We start from the raw sequence: 16172 nt of genomic DNA, 5'->3' as shown, positions 1-16172 counted from the left end.
CCGGCACCGCACCGAACTGCCTACGAAGACACCATGAAACCACTCGAACGCATCTCGTACTCGTCCATCGCGGACCGTCCCGCACTGAAGCTGCCCGGCGGCAAGCGGCTGGCCGTCTGGGTCATCGTCAACGTCGAGGAATGGAACATCGACGAGACCATGCCCCGCACCGTGCTCACGCCACCGGCCGGCGGTTCGCCGATGCCCGACATCCCGAACTGGGCCTGGCACGAGTACGGCAACCGCGTCGGCTTCTGGCGCATGCTGGAAGTGATCGACGCGCTCGGCATCAACGCCACGCTTGCCATCAACGGTTCGGCCATCGGCGCCTACGAACCCATCGCCAAGGCGGCGAAGGAACGCCAGTGGGAGTTCATCGGCCACGGCTTCGGTCAGCGCAACATGCAGAAGGTGCCCGACGAGGTCGAGGACATCGCCAAGACCACCGAGGCCATTCGCGCCTACACCGGCAAGCGCCCGCGCGGCTGGCTCGGCCCGGGGCTCACCGAGACCTGGCACACGCCCGACATCCTGGCCGAGCAGGGCTACGAGTACGTGTGCGACTGGGTGCTCGACGACCAGCCGGTGCGCCTGAAGACGCGCGATGGCGGCGCGATCGTGAACGTGCCCTACACGCAGGAATGCAACGACGTGGCGATGATGCTCATCCAGCACCACAAGGCCAGCGAGTACCGCGACCGCGCCATCGACCAGTTCGAACAGCTCTACGCTGACGCGAAAGATTCGGCCCGCGTCATGGCGCTGGTGGTGCACCCCTACATCATGGGCGCGCCGCACCGCCTGCGCTACTTCCGCGAGGCGCTGGCGCACATCCAGAAACATGACGACGTCGCCTTCATGACCGGCGAGCAGATCCTCGACTGGTACGGCGCCGCGAGCAGCGCAGACACCGCCGCGTGAACCTTCGCCGGCCCGGCGCCGGCGACCCTGGGCAACGAACGAACAACAAACAGATTTCTCGCTCGACGAGAAGGAGACAACACGTGCATTCCCCAACCTCGGTCATTTCCCCAGCGGCCGGCGATGCGCGCCGCGAGGCGCCCATCACCGCGCTGGAGATCGGCATGTTCCTGGTGCTGCTCGCCTCGTACGCGCTCAACGCGATGGACCGGCAGATCTTTCCGCTCATCGCCGCGGACGTGCGCAAGGAGTTCGGCTTCAGCCTGGCCGACACCGGCCTGCTGTCGACCATCTTCACGCTGGGCATGGCCGTGGCCGGCGTTCCCACGGGCTACCTGCTGGCGCGGCTGTCGCGCAAGACCGTGCTGCAGATCGGCATCGCGATCTTCTCGCTGGGCACGCTGCTGGCGGCCTACTCGCACGGCTTCGCCGACATGATCGTCTACCGCGCCGTGACCGGCATCGGCGAGGCGATGCAGCTGACGGTGGTGATCGCCATTGCCGCGAGCTATTTCGCGCGCTACCGCGCCACCGCGGTGGGCGCCATCAACTTCTCTTTCGGCATCGGCGCGATCCTGGGGCCGCTGCTCGGCGGCCACCTGATCGGCGTGGAGCGCGACTGGCGCCTGCCGCTCATCGTGTTCGGCGTCGTGGGCTTCGCGGCAATGGCGATCATTGCGCTCACCGTGAGCAAGCGAATGACCGAGAACGTGGCCGCCACCGGCGGGCGCAGCGACCAGCGCGGCGCCACCACCCTGTGGAACCGCAACACGGCCCTGCTGACCGGCATGAGCGTCATCGGCGGGCTCTGCATCTACGGCTACCTGGGCATGTACCCGACCTTCCTGCGCGAGCACCTGCACTACACGCCGTCGGACACCGGCCGCGTGATGAGCATCTTCGGCTTCGGCGTGTTCGCATCGATCTTCGGCGGCTGGCTGGGCGACCGCTTCCACCCCAAGCTCGTGCTCTCGGCGAGCTTCGTGGGCACAGGCCTGCTGGGCTTCCTGATGTTCTCGGGCCCCACCGACATGCTGATGCAATCGGTGCTGTCCTTTGCCTGGGGCTTCGTGGTGAGCGGCGTGCTGTACGTGAACCTGGCCGGCTACCACATCAAGGCGGTGCACGCCTCGCTCGCGAGCCGCGCCACGGGCGTGTTCGTCACCACGCTGTACGGCGCGGGCGCCATCGCGGGCTTCGTCATCGGCGGCATTGCCTCGCGCTTTGGCTGGAGCACGGCCGGGCTGGCGCAGATCACACTGCTGGCGGCCGTGGGCGTGGTGCTCACGCTGCTGCTGCGCACCGACCGCATGTCGCTGCCGGCGCGCCAACCGTGATGCCGCTCGACTGGGCGCTGCTCGGCGGCGCTGCCACACTGGCCGGTGCGCTCAATGCCGTCGCGGGCGGCGGCAGTTTTCTCACGCTGCCGGCACTGGCGATGGTCGGCGTGCCACTGGTGTCGGCCAACGCCACGGGCACAGCCGCGCTGCTGCCGGGCTACCTGGCCGGCGCTTGGGCGCTGCGCAAGGAACTGTCGGGCCTGATGTCGCCTTCTCTCATGCGGCTGGGCGTGCTGTCGGTGCTCGGCGGCGCGGCCGGTGCGGCGCTGCTGCTGTCGACCTCGAACCATGCCTTTGCCCGCATCGTGCCGTGGCTGCTGCTGGCCGCGACATTGCTCTTCGCGATCGGACCCGGCCTGGTGCGCCGCAGGCTCGCCACCGCCGACAACAGCAACAACAAACCGCGCAGCCGGTGGGTCGCCGACCTGGGCGTCGTCGCGGTCGCCGTCTATGGCGGCTACTTCAACGGTGGCCTGGGCATCCTGCTGCTCGCCGTGCTCGGTGCGCTGGGGCACACGGACATGGGCCGCATGAACGGCATCAAGAATTTCGTCTCCGCGATCCTCACGCTGATCGCCGTCGCCATCTACGCGGCCAGCGGCGCGATCGTCTGGACGCACGCGCTGTGGATGGCCCTCGGTGCCACGGTGGGCGGCTATGCCGGCGGCATGGCTGCACGGCGGCTGAAGCCCGACGTGGTGCGCGGCTTCGTCGTGTTGACGGGGCTGGCGATGACCGCGGCCTTCCTTCTCAAGGCGTACTGACCGGGCTCCCGTTTCCTCTTCTTTCCTCCGTCACTTCAATCATTGGGTCGAAACATGAAAACAACCAAGAGAGACTTCACCCGTCTGGTAGGCGCCCTGATGGTCGCCGCCACCGGTGCGCCGGCGCTCGTCGGCTCGGCGTCGGTGTCGGCCCGCACGGCCCGCGTGCCGACGTCGCCCGTATCGCCCCACATTCGCCGCGGCAGCTACCTGATCCGCAACGGCGCAGTCATCACGGTCGACCGTGCGAAGGGCGTGCTGCCGCGCGCCGATGTGTGGGTGCGCGACGGCGTGATCGAGAAGATCGGGCGGGGCCTGAGCGCACCGGCCGGCGCGGAGGTCATCGATGCGACCGACATGATCGTCATGCCGGGCTTCGTTAATTCCCACTATCACATGTGGAGCGCCATCGGCCGCAGCTTCACCGCGAGCGACGGCGGCTTCTCGTACTACCCCGCCAAGAACGCGACCTCGACCCTGTACACGCCCGACGACTTCTACAACAGCGTGCTGCTGGGCTGCGCCGAGCTGGCCAACAGCGGCACCACCACCGTGCACAACTGGTCGCACAACACGCGCTCGCCGGCGCATGCCGATGCCGAGCTGCGTGCGCACCAGCACTCGCTGCTGCGCGCCCGCTACGCCTACGGCCACGTCGACAAGATGCCCGCCGACGAAGTCAACCGCTACGACGACCTGGCACGCGTGCGACGCGAGTGGTTCGGCGAGCGCTCGCCTTTCGACGGGCTGGTGCACCTGGGGCTGAACCTGCGCGGCCCGCAGCAAAGCACCGATGCCGTGTTCCACGAAGAGATGAAGTTCGCCAAGGCCAGCGGACTGCCCATGGCCATCCACGCACCGCAGGAGGCGCCGAACAACGTCGATGCCGTCGACTACGAGCGGCGCGGCTACCTGGGCCCGGATTTCATGATCGCCCACTACGTGCCCGCCAGCACGGCCGACCTGGCGGCCATGGCGCGCACGAAAACGCCGCTGACCTTTGCCACGCACTCCGAGCTGCGGCTCAGCGGCACCGGCGACGCGCGTGCCGCGCTCTTCGCGATGCGCAACGCCGGCCTGAACATCTCGCTGTCGAGCGACGCAACCTCCATCGCACCGCCGGACATGTTCGAGGCCATGCGCTTCACCTGGAACCTGGGCGTGCCGTGGGCCGGCACGCCGAGCGAGCGGTCGAAGGCCGTCGGCGTGCCCGAGGTGATCGAGATGGCAACCCTCAACGGCGCCATCGCCATGGGGCTGGGCGACGTCACCGGCTCGATCACCGAAGGCAAGCGCGCCGACATCATCCTGGTGCGCACGCAGGACCTGAACATGGGACCGATCGGCAACGTCGAGACGGCGATCGTGCAAAGCGGCAGTGCGGCCAACGTCGACACCGTGATGGTCGACGGCCGCATCGTGAAGCGCAACGGGCGGCTGCTGGCCTACGACACGCAGAGCATCATGCGCCGCGCGCGGCAATCGGCGGACCGCATTCGCACCGCAGCGGGCGAGGCCTTGAAGCTCTGAAATCCCGAAGGCCTCAAGTCCGGAGGGCTGTTCTCGAAGCACCTGCGGAACGTGCGATACACACGGGTGGCCGATAATCCGCGCCAATGCGCTCCCTTCGCCACGCCCCGCAAAACCGGTCCGCCGCCCGCGCGAGCATGCGGCGTCCGGGCACGGACCTGGTCCGCTGGGTGCTGCTGTGGTTCACGCTGTCGATCAGTGTGGCGGCTGCCTCGCCGGTGGTGCATCCGCAGGCCATGGAACTGGTCTGCTCGAGCGTCGGCTCGGTCAAGGTCATCGTGCACACCGGCGATGGCGCGCAAGAGCTGGGTGCCGGCCACATGGACTGCCCGCTGTGCGTGCTGTCTGGCGCGCCGCCTGCCGCACCGGCCGTATCGCTTCCCGTGTTCATGCCGCCGGCCCATGCGCTCCGGCCGCTTCAGTCCGCGCACATCGCCGCGACTACCGCTGCGCCGATGCCCGCGCGCGGGCCTCCTGCTTTCTCCTGACTCCTTTTCAGTTCTTCATCAGCGCGTGATGCTGCCGCCTGTGCGCAGGCCGCATCGCACGTTCCTGCAATGAGTCGGCGCCCCCGTGGGCGCTGGAGAGAGCTTTCATGAACAAGACCATTCCGCCGCGCGCACCACACGCACCACGCGCGGCATCTTCCCTGGCCGTTGCGCCTTCATCGCGCCGCCGCGCCCTGCTGCTGGCCGGCGGCGGCCTTGCCGCGCTGTCGCTTGCCGCCTGCGACAAGGTGCTGCCCGCCAGCTTCAACGGCGTCGACATCACCGGCGCCAAATACGCGCAGGACTTTCGCCTGACCGACCCCGATGGCCACGAGCGCACGCTGGCCGACTTCAAGGGCAAGGCCGTGATGATGTTCTTCGGCTTCACGCAGTGCCCCGATGTGTGCCCCACCGCGCTGGTGCGCGCCGCGGAAATCCGCCGCATGCTGGGCACCGACGGCCAGCGGCTGCAGGTGATCTTCGTCACCGTCGATCCCGAGCGCGATTCGTCCGTGGTGCTCAAGGCCTACACCCAGGCTTTCGATTCGAGCTTCATCGGGCTGTATGGCGACCTACAGAAAACCGCCGAGACCGCCAAGGACTTCAAGGTGTTCTACAAGAAGGTGCCCACCGGTTCGTCATACACCATGGACCACTCGGCCTTCAGCTACGTGTTCGACCCCGAGGGCAAGATCCGGCTGGTGCTGCGCCACGAACAGAGCGCAGAAGAATGCGCGCAAGACCTGCGGCAGATTCTCAAGACATCCGCCTGAGCTTCAACCCGATCCGTTCATTCATTCACTCATCGATTCGTCGATCCATCGATCACTCCAAGGAGATTCTTTCCATGACCCCCATCGCACGCATCCTCGCCCTCTCCGCCGCCTCGTTCCTCGTGACCGCCGCCCAGGCGCAAGTCACCGTCAAGGAGGCCTGGGTCCGCGCCACCGTGCCGCAACAGCAGGCCACCGGCGCGTTCATGCAGCTCAGCGCCGAGCAAGACACGAAGCTGGTGTCCGCCAGTTCGCCCGTCACGCCGGTGGTCGAAGTCCACGAGATGGCCATGCAGGACGGCGTGATGCGGATGCGGCAGGTGCCGTCCGTCGTGCTGCCCGCCGGCAAGACGGTCGAGCTCAAGCCCGGCGGTTATCACGTGATGCTGCTCGACCTCAAGCAGCAGGTGAAGGAAGGCGACACGGTGCCGCTGACGCTGGTGTTCGAGGGCAAGGACGGCAAGCGCGAATCGCTGGAGGTGAAGGTTCCCGTGCGTGCGTTGAATGCGTCGGCGAAGCCTGCCGCGGCGCACGGCGATCACAAGCATTGAGGGCGATCGGCTGGCGTGAGCCAAGCGGGCCTTCGCCGCAGCGCCACTCATCCAGGCGTTGTTGGGCCCGTCGCCGTGCAAACGCGGTTGCGGCCTCCCGTCTTGGCCGCATACAACGCCTTGTCGGCGGCCTGGATCAGTTCCTTCGGCTGCCCCTTGCCGGGCACGGGACTGAGCGCGTCCACGCCGGCACTCAATGTCACGAAGCCGTCCGCAGCGCCAGCGTGCACGATCTTCAGCGCCTGAACCGCGCTGCGGATTCGCTCCGCCAGGATGGCGGCGCCTGCCACATCGGTGTGCGGCAGCAGCACCGCCAGTTCCTCTCCGCCATACCTGGCCGCAAGGTCTCCCGGACGACGCGACGCGAGACTGGCGATCGTGCGGCCGATCGATTGCAGGCACTCGTCGCCGGCCGCGTGGCCGTAGATATCGTTGTACTGCTTGAAGCAATCGACATCGATCAATATGAGCGCCAGGGTGCTTGCTTCGCGCGCGGCCCGGCTGAACTCGGTATCGAGCGTCACGTCGAACTGCCGGCGGTTCGCGAGCCCGGTGAGGCCGTCCTCCATGGCCAGCGTATTGAGGGTCTTGTTCAGCGTCTCCAGCGCATCGCGCGCCTGACGCAACTCGCTCTCGGCGTGGGTCCGCAGCGCCATCTGCTTGACCAGGCGCCATCCCACGAAACCGACAAGCGACGTCAGGAGGATGACGCCCCCGGTATGCCAGAGCGTGTCGCGCCACCAGGCCACCAGGATTTCGTCCTTGGACAAGGCCGCGGTAACGAACACGGGATAGTTGGCGAGACGCCGGAAGCTGTTCAGGCGCGTCACACCGTCCTGTGCCGACTTGATATAGGCCGTTCCGACCGGGCCGCGGGCAACGTAGGTGCGGAAGAATTCAGCGCCCCCCACGTCCTTGCCGACCATCTCGGCGCTGTACGGGCGGCGCGTCACCATGGTCCCGTTTTCGAGCACCAGTCCTATCGCACCAGCCTGCCCTATATCGAGGCTGTCGTAGAACTTCATGAAGAAGTCGATGTCGATTGTCGCGAGCACCACCCCGGCGAAGCTGCCGTCCGCATGGTTGATGCGTCGTGAAACGGGGACGAGCAGCTCACCGGTGGTTCGGCTCTTCACCGGAATACCGATGTGCGGCCCGCGCTCCTCGTGTGCGCGATGAAAGATAAAGTACTCCCTGCCCGCATTGTTCAGGTTTTGCGGCGGTACCTGCCGGGAGTTGGCGACCCAGTTTCCGTTCTCGTCGTAGATGTGCATCCCGTCGAGTTGCGGAAGCTCGGCAACCCGCATGGCGAGCACCTTGCGAAGCCGCTCGACAGCCGCCGGACCGGTGCCGTCATGCTCGACGCGTTCGACAATGCCGACCACCGCCGTATCGGCCTTCTTGATCGCGTCGTCCGCCTGCTGCGCCATGGCACGCGCAAGATTCTCCGTTGCAACGCTCATTTGCCGAAGCTGCACCTCGCGCGAGTGCCAGCTGTTCCAGCAGTCGATGGCCACAAGGGTGAAACAGACGATGGCCACGAAGGCCATCGTGCGGAAGGCGATGGATGGTCGACGAAACACGCGTACTTTCGGAGCAATGAGGTCGTGAAGGTCTTTCCCGACTTTGACACATCTCCGATGGGGCTGGCGAAGTTGCAGCTGGTGCTCGATGCCACCGCCTGCCTATTCAACAGGCAACGTGGTGGGAACCCCCGTCAATCCTCGCTCTGCCACCTCGCCTCCTCCGACAGCCCACAGAGTTGTCCACAGAAAAATCGAACAAGTCATCAAACTGACTTCACCGCGACATATCCCTTGAACTGTTCCCGCAGCTTGGTCTTGAGCAGCTTGCCGGTGGCTGTATGCGGCAGGCTGTCGACGAAAGCCACGTCATCCGGCAGCCACCACTTCACCACGCGCTCCGAAAGGAAAGTGAGCAGTTCCTCGCCCGTCACCTCCGCGCCTGCGCGCTTCACCACGATGAGCAGCGGGCGCTCCTGCCACTTCGGGTGCGCGATGCCGATCACCGCCGCCTCGGCCACGGCCGGGTGCGCGCTCGCGGCGTTCTCCAGATCGATGGAGGAAATCCACTCGCCGCCGGACTTGATGACGTCCTTCGCGCGATCGACCAGCTGCACGTAGCCGTCCTCGTCGATGTTGGCCACGTCGCCCGTCGGGAAGAAGCCCTCGGCGTCGAGCACCTGGCCGCCTTCGCTCTTGAAGTAGCCGCTTGCAATCCACGGGCCGCGCACATGCAGATGGCCGAAGGCCTTGCCGTCGTGCGGCAGGCGCTGGCCGATCTCGTCGACGATCTTCAGCTCCACGCCCCAGACGCCGCGGCCCTGCCGCATCTTCACGCGCATCTGCTCTTCCTTCGGCATCGACAGGTGCTTGGGCAGCAGGTTGCCGATCACGCCGATGGGGCTGGTCTCGGTCATGCCCCAGCCCTGCACGAAGTCGGCGCCGAAGTCGCGCTCGAAACGTTCGATCATGCTGCGCGGCGTGGCGGCACCGCCCACGCCGATGCGCTTCAGGCCGATGGCACGCGTGTCGATCTCGGGGTGCGCATCGAAATACTGGAACAGCATCAGCCAGATGGTGGGCACGGCCTGCGAGAAGCCGACCTTCTCGTCGCGCATCAGTTCATACAGGCTCTGGCCATCCATGTGCGGGCCGGGCATCACGACCTTCGCCCCGGCCATCGCGGCCGCGTACGGCATGCCCCATGCGTTGGCATGGAACATCGGCACCGCGAGCAGCAGCGTCATCTGCGAGTTGACGCCGAAGGTGTCGGGCGCGCACTCCATCAGCGAGTGCAGCACGGTGGAACGGTGCGAATACAGCACGCCCTTGGGGTTGCCGGTGGTGCCCGAGGTGTAGCAGAGCGACGAGGCGGTGCGCTCGTCGAACTCGGGCCAGGTGTAGTCCTCGCTTTGTGCGGCGATCAGCTCGTCATGGCACAACAGGTTCGGCACGTCGATGGCGGGCATGTGCGCGCGGTCGGTCATCGCGATGAAGGCACGCACTGTCTTGAGCTGGGGTGCCAGCTTCTCGACCAGCGGCGCGAAGGTGGTGTCGAAGAACAGCACCTTGTCTTCGGCGTGGTTGACGATGTACTCGATCTGCTCCGGAAAGAGCCGCGGGTTCACCGTGTGCAGCACTGCGCCCGAACCCGAGACGCCGTAATACAGCGCCAGGTGGCGAAACGTGTTCCACGCCAGCGTGCCGACGCGGTCGCCGGCCTCGATGCCCAGCACCTTCATCGCGTTGGCCACCTGCTTCGAGCGGCGCTGGACCTCCGCATAGTTGGTGCGGTGGATCGGCCCTTCCACCGTGCGTCCCACGACCTCGGCGTGCGGGTGAAAGGTGGCCGCGTGGTCGATCAGCGACGAGATCAGCAGCGGGCGGTCTTGCATCAATCCGAACATGGTTCTTGTCTCCTGTATGCGGTCGACCTCATGCAGCGTTCGGGTTGGATCGTAGGCAGGGGCTCCCGCCCGCCACATCGTCGGAACGGACGATTGAGCGCCCCGAGGGTTGCTCCTGGCCTGGGCTTCATCCAAGATGACAGTCGCTGTGTCACCCCCTGAAAGCCGAAGCATGAATGTGTACGAAGCCGTTGCGAGCCGCCGATCGGTGCGCGAATTTCTCGACAAGCCGGTCGCGCCCGAGGTCATCCGGCGCGTGCTGAAAGAGGCGCTGCGCGCCCCCTCGGGCGGCAACCTCCAGCCCTGGCACCTGCATGTGGTGGGCGGCGAGCGCCTCGACGAACTCAAGGCCATCATGGGCACCCGCGTGCAGGAAGCGCCGGCCGGCGAAGGCAGCGAGTACGACATCTACCCGCGCGAGCTCGTCGCGCCTTACCGTGACCGCCGCTTCGCCGTCGGCGAGGCGATGTATGCCCGCCTCGGCATTCCGCGCGAGGACAAAGCCGCGCGCCGCGAATGGTTTGCGCGCAACTACCAGTTCTTCGGCGCGCCGCTGGCGCTGTTCTGCACCGTCGACCGCCGCATGGGGCCGCCGCAGTGGTCCGACCTGGGAATGATGCTGCAGAACGTGATGCTGCTCTTGCGCGCCGAGGGGCTCGACAGCTGCCCGCAGGAATGCTGGGCGATCTATCCGCAGACCGTCGGCCGATTCATTGCGCTGCCGCCCGAGCGGATGCTGTTCACGGGCATGGCCATCGGCCATGCCGACCGCAGGAGGCCGCTCGATGCACTCGTGACCGAGCGTGCGCCATTGGCCGAGGTGGCCGAGTTCATCGGCATCTGACGAAGCTCTCGATTCCATATCGGGTCATTCCCGGCAACCACGATCACCGCGGCAACTGTCACATCGGGAAACTGGAGGGGCCGCATCCGTTTGCCTGATGCTGTCCGGCAGAATCCGCCCACCAACGCGCATCCGCGGCGGACCATCCAGCACTCAGGGCATCGCACCATGGGCTTCAGCATCTACTACACCGCGAAGCGGGACACGCCACTGACCCCCATCGAGGTGCAGCGCATCGACGCGATCGTGCAATCGTTCGAGGTCACCGCCGAGATCGAGCGCTACGCCCACTCGGGCAAGGGCTTCAACTGGGAGAGCTTCGCGCGCTACGAAAAATCCCGGCTCGCCGGCGAAGAGGTGCTCTCGGGCGCGACGGCCCTGCCCGACAACAAGCCCTTCGCCATGCACAAGGGCGCCCGTCACTGGGTCGATTGCCTCAACCGGATTCGCCGCGAAGCGCTCTCCGACGCGAAGTGGAGTGTGCAGATCGAAGACGACGCACTGCTGTGGGACGACAAGCACGGCTGGCACGACAACGCATCCGACGGCCTCGCATCGCTCTGGCTGGGCTGCCTGTTGAGTTCGCCGTTCCGGCTTTTCACCCGGAGCGCTTGAGCCCATGAACAACGCGGCCGATTTCCACACCCAGGAAGACGACGTGTTCGGCCGCATCGCCGGACGCTACGACCTGCTGTCGGACCTCTTCAGCTTCGGCATCCACCGGCTGTGGAAGCGGCGGGTGGCGGCGCTGATCACGAGGGAGCCGTGGACAAACCTCCTGGACGTCGCGGCAGGAACAGGCGATGTCGTCCTGAAGGTGGCACGACGCCAGGGCCTGCAATCCGGCCAGAAGATCGTCGCCTCGGACATCAGCCCGCAGATGCTCGCGATCGCGCGCCGGCGTGCCACGCAGCTGAAGGTGCCGGTCGAGTTCCGGGTGCTCGATGCACACGCGATGCCGGACATTGCGAACAACAGCGTCGACCTCTATTCCATCTCGCTGGGCCTCAAGATCTGCGAGCGCAAGCTGGCGCTGAAGGAAGCACTCCGCGTCCTGAAACCGGGCGGTCGCTTCATCGCGCTGGAGGCGTCCAACATCTCCGTGCGCTGGCTTCACCGCGCCTACCTCGGCTACATGGCGGTTTGCATGCCCGTCATCGGATGGGCCGCGACCGGCGGCGACGCCTCGGCCTACCGCTACCTGCTCAAGGGAATCCAGGACTTCCCCACGGCCGAAGGGCTCGCCGCCGAACTCCGGGACATGGGGTTCGCGGACGTCTCGTTCGAGCGGCTGTCCCTCGGGATCGTCGCGATCCACATCGCCCGCAAACCTCTCAAAGCGCGCCCCTGATCGCTACCTTTGGCATCGCCAAACGATACTTTTTGCCTTTGTGCACGGGGCGGCCAGGCCGCGCCATTACAGTCGCCGCGCCCGATTTTTCTGCACGGAATCACTCGGGCCCCACCCGCCCCCGAACTTGAACCGAGCATTCGGCACCTCGGGCGAACGCGAACGCAGACACCTGAAGCACCCCATGTCGCTGGTCAAAAAAGCAATCGAAGAACACAAGGCCGCGATCGCCGCACGCGCGGCCAGCAAGGCGGCCGCCGCCATCAACACGCAGGTCGTACGCGACGCGTTTCTTTCGGAGTTCAAGACCCGGGTCGAGGCGAACGTGAGGCCGCTGCTCGACGCGTTCGTCGCGGACCTCATTGCATCGCGGCACGACGCGCTGGTCGACGACGACCTCGCCAACCCTCACAAGCCCTACATCTCGGTGCGCTTCTCGCCGGTCGCCGGCGTGAGATTGGCGGAACTTGCCTCGCGGGAGTCCGTCTTCACGCTTCGCGCCTTCGCCGCAACCCGGCAGGTGCACCACGTGTCTTCCTACGACCAGCGCTCGGGGGAACATGGCGTCACCCACGAGGCGCTGGGCATCGAGTCGGTGAATCCGTCGAGGGTCGAGCGCGGGTTCGAGGAATGCCTGCGGGCCGCGCTGAAGGCGTGGCAAGCCTGAGTTGTCGGGCAGGCCACCGGCGCCTGCTTGCATCGAACCGGGTTTCGACCAACAGTGGCAGCCTGCCCACGTCCTCGGAAGCCCATGCGATGGATGAAGACCTCGATGCACTCACCCGCGAAGCACTGGTCGCGGAAACCAAAAGATTGCGCGCCGCCATTCGACAGCACCGGGATTCGAGCGGCCACGAACTCTGCTGGCATCACCCCGACCTCTGGGCGCTGTTGCCCGACAAGCGAGACCCGAGCTTCATCGTGCCCGCCTGGCCGCAGTTCATGCGAGGGTGCGTGCGGTACCGGCAGTCGCTCGACGAGCAGGCGCCCGATGCGCCGCGCGCGGAGGTCGAATTCGAAGACCGGCCGGAATCGCCTCCCGCAGGTCAGGCCCCGTAGTCAGGCCCCGTAGAGCACGAACGCGGCCCAGTACGCCGGCCGGCGCAATTTCTCGCCGTGCTCACCGCTGGCGAACGCCCTCTTCGTCCCGGCCAGCGCCGCCTGTGTCGGCTCGCCGGCATTGAGCCGCCGGAAGAACGCCTCCATGAAGCGCGCGGTGCTCTCGTCGCTCACCGGCCACAGCGTCATCACCGTGCTGGTGTTGCCCGCCATGTAGAGCGCGTAGGGCAGCCCCATCACGCCCTCGCCGTGGACGACCTTGCCGACGCCCGTGTCGCAGGCGGACATCACCACGAGGTCGCTGCGCAGCGTGTAGGCGGGCCACTCCGCCGCCGTGACATAGCCGTCGAGCGAGGGCGGGTTGTTGACTTGCCCGAGCACCAGCGCGCTCAACGCGGGCACCGACGTGCTCAGGTAGCCGTGAACCGAAAACAGAAGACGCCGGTAGCGCGCAAGCTGGCCCGAGCCGTCGAGGTCGAGCAGCTTGCGTTCGGTGGCGTTCTCGCCGGTCACGACATCGACGCGGCCTCGATCGACAACGCGCCGCACCGCATCGATTTCGCGCGCCGTGCCCGGGAGGTTGTCCCAGGTGCTCTCGCGCAGCAACGCGATCGCTTCGTCGACGCCCTCGTCGCTCTCAGCCAGCGACTGCGCAGCGGCCTCGCGGTCGATGGCGCCCGGGGCGGCCGATCGCGATGCCGCCGCCGTGGTGCCGCCTTCGGCGCTGTAGAGCGGATTGCCAAAAGCCAGCAGCGCGTGGCGCGAAGGCAGCTTCGCATACGCCTGCTTGCGCGACTCGAGTGCGGCAAGCATCGACAGCGACTGGATGTAGCTCAGGTCGCGCGTGCCGGCAATCGGCTGGTCGTCGAACGGCAGCGCCTCGAAAGGCAACAGCGCCAATGCCGCGTCCGGCGCGACGACGATCTTCTCGTGCGAACGGATCAGCGCCGCCATGGGCGCGAGCAGGTGCTGCGAAAGCAGCGCGCCGACGGGCGCCACATCGTCGACGGCGACCGCGCCGGGTGCCGGCGGCTTGTCGCGCAGGCCGAGGCGGTAACTGTTCGGTCCCGTTTGCCACACGGCCTGCTGCGGCTCCAGCGCATCGCCCGAGAGTTTGCGAAACGCCTCGACGGTGGCCGCAAGATCGGGCACCGCCGCGAGCTCGGACGCATGGCGCAGCCCCGTCCGGTCCACCGCGAAGGCCATGACCCGGTCGCCGTCCGCGAGGTAGCTGATGAACAGCGTGTTGGCCGGCAGCAGGCGGCGCGCGTCGGCCAGCGTGGCCTTCGGTGCTTTGGCCAGCTGGCGGTACTTGGGGTAGCGGGCGCGCAGACGCGTCTGCAGATCGGCATAGGCACGCACGACGATGTTGCGTTCCGACTCCAGTTGTTGGCGACGGTCGGCCTGCCCCGCGGCCGCGTCGATGCTGCGGTCCAGCGCCGCGAGCCTGGCTTCGTGCATCGCGATGGCCTGTTGTGCATCGGCGGGCAGCGCGCCGGAGCGGTTCGCGCGCTGCAGCGCCATGCCTTCGAGCAAGGTGCGCGCTTTCGACAATTCCGCCAGTTCGAATGCGCGATCGGCCTCGCCGCCGCGCAGGCTCGCGAGCGCGTAATGGCGGTAGCCCTCCACATAGCGCTCGAACAGCGTGCGCCGGCTCTTCGGGCTCAGCCCGTGCTGCGCGCGCAAGGATTCGACATGCGAGACGTACGCCGGCAGAAGAGGTCGTACGCTGTCGAGCTGGTCGGCCTGCAGTGCCGCGGTCATCCGGTCGATCAGCGCGAGCAGCGTCTCGGGGTGCGCCTCGCCGATCAACCGCACGTAGCCTTCATGTGCCTGCGTCAGCAGCGTCAGCGCGCCTGCCGCATCGCCAGCCGATAGCCGCGCCCGTCCCGCGCTGCGCAGCGCGGCCAGGGTCAACGGGTGCGTGTCGCCCATGACTTCGCGGCGGATCTGCAAGGCCTCGCCGGTCACGCGCACCGCTTCGGCATGGTCGCCCTGCGCGTCGAGCACGCTCGCATGCACGTTCATGACATAGAGCGTCTCGGGATGGCGCGCACCGCGCAAGCCCGAGAGCGTTTCCCACGCCTGCAGCGAAAGCGCGCGCGCCTCGCCGAGCCGGCCCACGCGCCGCAGCTCGATGGCCAGCGCGCTCGCCGCATATTGGGTGCGCGGATGCGTGGGGCCGAAGGTCCGACGCGACAGGTCGTAGCCCTGCTGCGAAAGGCTCAGGGCCTCGCGCGTTCGCGCGAGCATTCCGTAGGTGGCGGCAAGGCTTCCGAGCGAACTCAGCGTGTCGGGCGCGGCCGGGCCCAGGGCGACCTGGCGCGCGCGGTAGACGGCCTCGTGGGCGATCAGCGCATCGGCGTACTGGCCGAGGTCGGTGTAGTCGGCCGCGACCGAATTGCGAAAGCGCAAGGTGGTCGGGTCGTTGGCGCCCCAGCGCGACTCGGCTTCGCCCGCGAGTTCGCGCGAGATCGCGAGCGCTTCGGCATAGCGGCCGGCCTGCCCCAGCACGACGCCGTGGTTGTGGCGCGCGACCAGCGTGTTGCGCGAGCCCGGGCCTTGCGTTTCGAGCGTCTTGCGCGCGACCGCTTCCTGCACCGCGATCGCTTCCTGGCAACGACCGACCTTGCACAACTGCAGCGCCCATGCGTTCTGCGCAGCGAGCGCCGCGTTGGCGTCTTCGCCCCAGAACACGCGGCGCACATCGCGCCGCTTCTGCAGCCAGCGTAGCTGCGCCTCGTCGTCGGCGCGCAGCTCGCTGTTGTCGATCAGGCTGCCGAGCACCAGGTCTTCGGCCAGGTAGCTCTGCATCGGCTCCTTCGCGCTGCGCGGCGCGTTGTCGAGCGCACGTTCGAACAGGCGTCCCGCGTCGGCGAACTGCCCTCGCGCGCTCAGCGCCTCGGCCTCTTCGAGCTGCTTGCGCAGCTGCGAAAACTCGCCGGTGAGGATGCGCAGCGGGTCCGGCGCCGCCGGTGGCGCGCGCGTGCCCGCAACGGCCGCGGGCGCCGTTGTTTTCTCTTGTGCCAGAGCACTGATGAAGCTCCCGGGAATCAGCAGAAGTAGCGCGACAACACCGTTTCTCGTTAGCATTGATATCGGATGGATTGCAGTGAAAAAA

The 16172-nt window shown here is 67.1% G+C and carries 15 protein-coding genes; 12 read left to right on the top strand and 3 right to left on the bottom strand.

Annotated elements, in window-relative coordinates; genetic code table 11:
- Nucleotides 1–33 precede the first annotated feature (33 nt).
- From AC1DXX_RS16975 to AC1DXX_RS16945, 7 genes are all read left to right on the top strand, one after another.
- Nucleotides 34–921 carry a polysaccharide deacetylase family protein gene (locus AC1DXX_RS16975; RefSeq protein WP_478135373.1) on the top strand — a complete coding sequence of 296 codons (888 nt, stop codon included), beginning with the start codon at nucleotides 34–36 and terminating at the stop codon, nucleotides 919–921.
- Between the two features lie 83 nt (nucleotides 922–1004).
- The gene (locus AC1DXX_RS16970; RefSeq protein ID WP_478135372.1) at nucleotides 1005–2258 is read left to right on the top strand and encodes an MFS transporter; all 1254 of its coding nucleotides are present in this window, start codon (nucleotides 1005–1007) and stop codon (nucleotides 2256–2258) included.
- On the top strand, nucleotides 2258–3025 hold the full coding sequence (locus tag AC1DXX_RS16965) for a sulfite exporter TauE/SafE family protein (RefSeq protein ID WP_478135371.1): 768 nt from the start codon (nucleotides 2258–2260) through the stop codon (nucleotides 3023–3025). Before AC1DXX_RS16970 ends, AC1DXX_RS16965 begins: the two co-directional genes overlap by 1 nt.
- Before the next feature lie 54 nt (nucleotides 3026–3079).
- Entirely contained in the window at nucleotides 3080–4555 is a 1476-nt protein-coding gene (locus tag AC1DXX_RS16960) for an amidohydrolase family protein (protein ID WP_478135370.1), read from the top strand.
- A 137-nt stretch (nucleotides 4556–4692) separates the two neighbouring features.
- Nucleotides 4693–5043: a DUF2946 family protein gene (locus tag AC1DXX_RS16955; protein WP_478135398.1), complete on the top strand. Its 351-nt coding sequence runs from the start codon at nucleotides 4693–4695 to the stop codon at nucleotides 5041–5043.
- 107 nt (nucleotides 5044–5150) lie between these two features.
- Complete coding sequence (locus tag AC1DXX_RS16950) at nucleotides 5151–5816, top strand: SCO family protein (protein WP_478135369.1); 666 nt, start codon at nucleotides 5151–5153, stop codon at nucleotides 5814–5816.
- A 74-nt stretch (nucleotides 5817–5890) separates the two neighbouring features.
- The gene (locus AC1DXX_RS16945) at nucleotides 5891–6367 is read left to right on the top strand and encodes a copper chaperone PCu(A)C (RefSeq protein ID WP_478135368.1); all 477 of its coding nucleotides are present in this window, start codon (nucleotides 5891–5893) and stop codon (nucleotides 6365–6367) included.
- A gap of 47 nt (nucleotides 6368–6414) precedes the next feature.
- Here AC1DXX_RS16945 and AC1DXX_RS16940 read toward each other — a convergent pair whose 3' ends face one another.
- Complete coding sequence (locus tag AC1DXX_RS16940) at nucleotides 6415–7917, bottom strand: diguanylate cyclase domain-containing protein (RefSeq protein ID WP_478135367.1); 1503 nt, start codon at nucleotides 7915–7917, stop codon at nucleotides 6415–6417.
- Between the two features lie 239 nt (nucleotides 7918–8156).
- Complete coding sequence (locus AC1DXX_RS16935; RefSeq protein ID WP_478135366.1) at nucleotides 8157–9797, bottom strand: 3-(methylthio)propionyl-CoA ligase; 1641 nt, start codon at nucleotides 9795–9797, stop codon at nucleotides 8157–8159.
- Between the two features lie 172 nt (nucleotides 9798–9969).
- On the opposite strand from AC1DXX_RS16935, the gene AC1DXX_RS16930 reads away from it, so the two are divergent.
- From AC1DXX_RS16930 to AC1DXX_RS16910, 5 genes are all read left to right on the top strand, one after another.
- Entirely contained in the window at nucleotides 9970–10641 is a 672-nt protein-coding gene (locus AC1DXX_RS16930) for a nitroreductase (RefSeq protein WP_478135365.1), read from the top strand.
- Nucleotides 10642–10809: 168 nt separating this feature from the next.
- Nucleotides 10810–11256 (top strand): hypothetical protein, encoded by a 447-nt coding sequence (locus AC1DXX_RS16925; RefSeq protein ID WP_478135364.1) that lies wholly within the window; start codon nucleotides 10810–10812, stop codon nucleotides 11254–11256.
- Between the two features lie 4 nt (nucleotides 11257–11260).
- Nucleotides 11261–11992: a ubiquinone/menaquinone biosynthesis methyltransferase gene (locus tag AC1DXX_RS16920; protein ID WP_478135363.1), complete on the top strand. Its 732-nt coding sequence runs from the start codon at nucleotides 11261–11263 to the stop codon at nucleotides 11990–11992.
- Nucleotides 11993–12176: 184 nt separating this feature from the next.
- Complete coding sequence (locus tag AC1DXX_RS16915) at nucleotides 12177–12659, top strand: hypothetical protein (RefSeq protein WP_478135362.1); 483 nt, start codon at nucleotides 12177–12179, stop codon at nucleotides 12657–12659.
- Nucleotides 12660–12748: 89 nt separating this feature from the next.
- Nucleotides 12749–13051, top strand: a complete 303-nt coding sequence (locus tag AC1DXX_RS16910) for a hypothetical protein (protein ID WP_478135361.1) — start codon at nucleotides 12749–12751, stop codon at nucleotides 13049–13051.
- Here AC1DXX_RS16910 and AC1DXX_RS16905 read toward each other — a convergent pair whose 3' ends face one another.
- Nucleotides 13052–16144: a CHAT domain-containing protein gene (locus tag AC1DXX_RS16905; protein ID WP_478135360.1), complete on the bottom strand. Its 3093-nt coding sequence runs from the start codon at nucleotides 16142–16144 to the stop codon at nucleotides 13052–13054. It lies immediately after the preceding gene.
- Nucleotides 16145–16172: the final 28 nt, after the last annotated feature.

Source organism: Variovorax sp. P4_B10, assembly GCF_056402375.1.
This window is presented reverse-complemented; position numbering and strand designations above follow the sequence as displayed.

What these genes read in the sequence shown, in the direction of transcription:
- AC1DXX_RS16975 (WP_478135373.1), top strand. Translation starts at nt 34, where the DNA reads ATGAAACCACTCGAACGCATCTCGTACTCGTCCATCGCGGACCGTCCC.
- AC1DXX_RS16965 (WP_478135371.1), top strand. Translation starts at nt 2,258, where the DNA reads ATGCCGCTCGACTGGGCGCTGCTCGGCGGCGCTGCCACACTGGCCGGT.
- AC1DXX_RS16960 (WP_478135370.1), top strand. Translation starts at nt 3,080, where the DNA reads ATGAAAACAACCAAGAGAGACTTCACCCGTCTGGTAGGCGCCCTGATG.
- AC1DXX_RS16955 (WP_478135398.1), top strand. Translation starts at nt 4,693, where the DNA reads ATGCGGCGTCCGGGCACGGACCTGGTCCGCTGGGTGCTGCTGTGGTTC.
- AC1DXX_RS16950 (WP_478135369.1), top strand. Translation starts at nt 5,151, where the DNA reads ATGAACAAGACCATTCCGCCGCGCGCACCACACGCACCACGCGCGGCA.
- AC1DXX_RS16945 (WP_478135368.1), top strand. Translation starts at nt 5,891, where the DNA reads ATGACCCCCATCGCACGCATCCTCGCCCTCTCCGCCGCCTCGTTCCTC.
- AC1DXX_RS16940 (WP_478135367.1), bottom strand. Translation starts at nt 7,917, where the DNA reads ATGGCCTTCGTGGCCATCGTCTGTTTCACCCTTGTGGCCATCGACTGC.
- AC1DXX_RS16935 (WP_478135366.1), bottom strand. Translation starts at nt 9,797, where the DNA reads ATGTTCGGATTGATGCAAGACCGCCCGCTGCTGATCTCGTCGCTGATC.
- AC1DXX_RS16930 (WP_478135365.1), top strand. Translation starts at nt 9,970, where the DNA reads ATGAATGTGTACGAAGCCGTTGCGAGCCGCCGATCGGTGCGCGAATTT.
- AC1DXX_RS16925 (WP_478135364.1), top strand. Translation starts at nt 10,810, where the DNA reads ATGGGCTTCAGCATCTACTACACCGCGAAGCGGGACACGCCACTGACC.
- AC1DXX_RS16920 (WP_478135363.1), top strand. Translation starts at nt 11,261, where the DNA reads ATGAACAACGCGGCCGATTTCCACACCCAGGAAGACGACGTGTTCGGC.
- AC1DXX_RS16915 (WP_478135362.1), top strand. Translation starts at nt 12,177, where the DNA reads ATGTCGCTGGTCAAAAAAGCAATCGAAGAACACAAGGCCGCGATCGCC.
- AC1DXX_RS16910 (WP_478135361.1), top strand. Translation starts at nt 12,749, where the DNA reads ATGGATGAAGACCTCGATGCACTCACCCGCGAAGCACTGGTCGCGGAA.
- AC1DXX_RS16905 (WP_478135360.1), bottom strand. Translation starts at nt 16,144, where the DNA reads ATGCTAACGAGAAACGGTGTTGTCGCGCTACTTCTGCTGATTCCCGGG.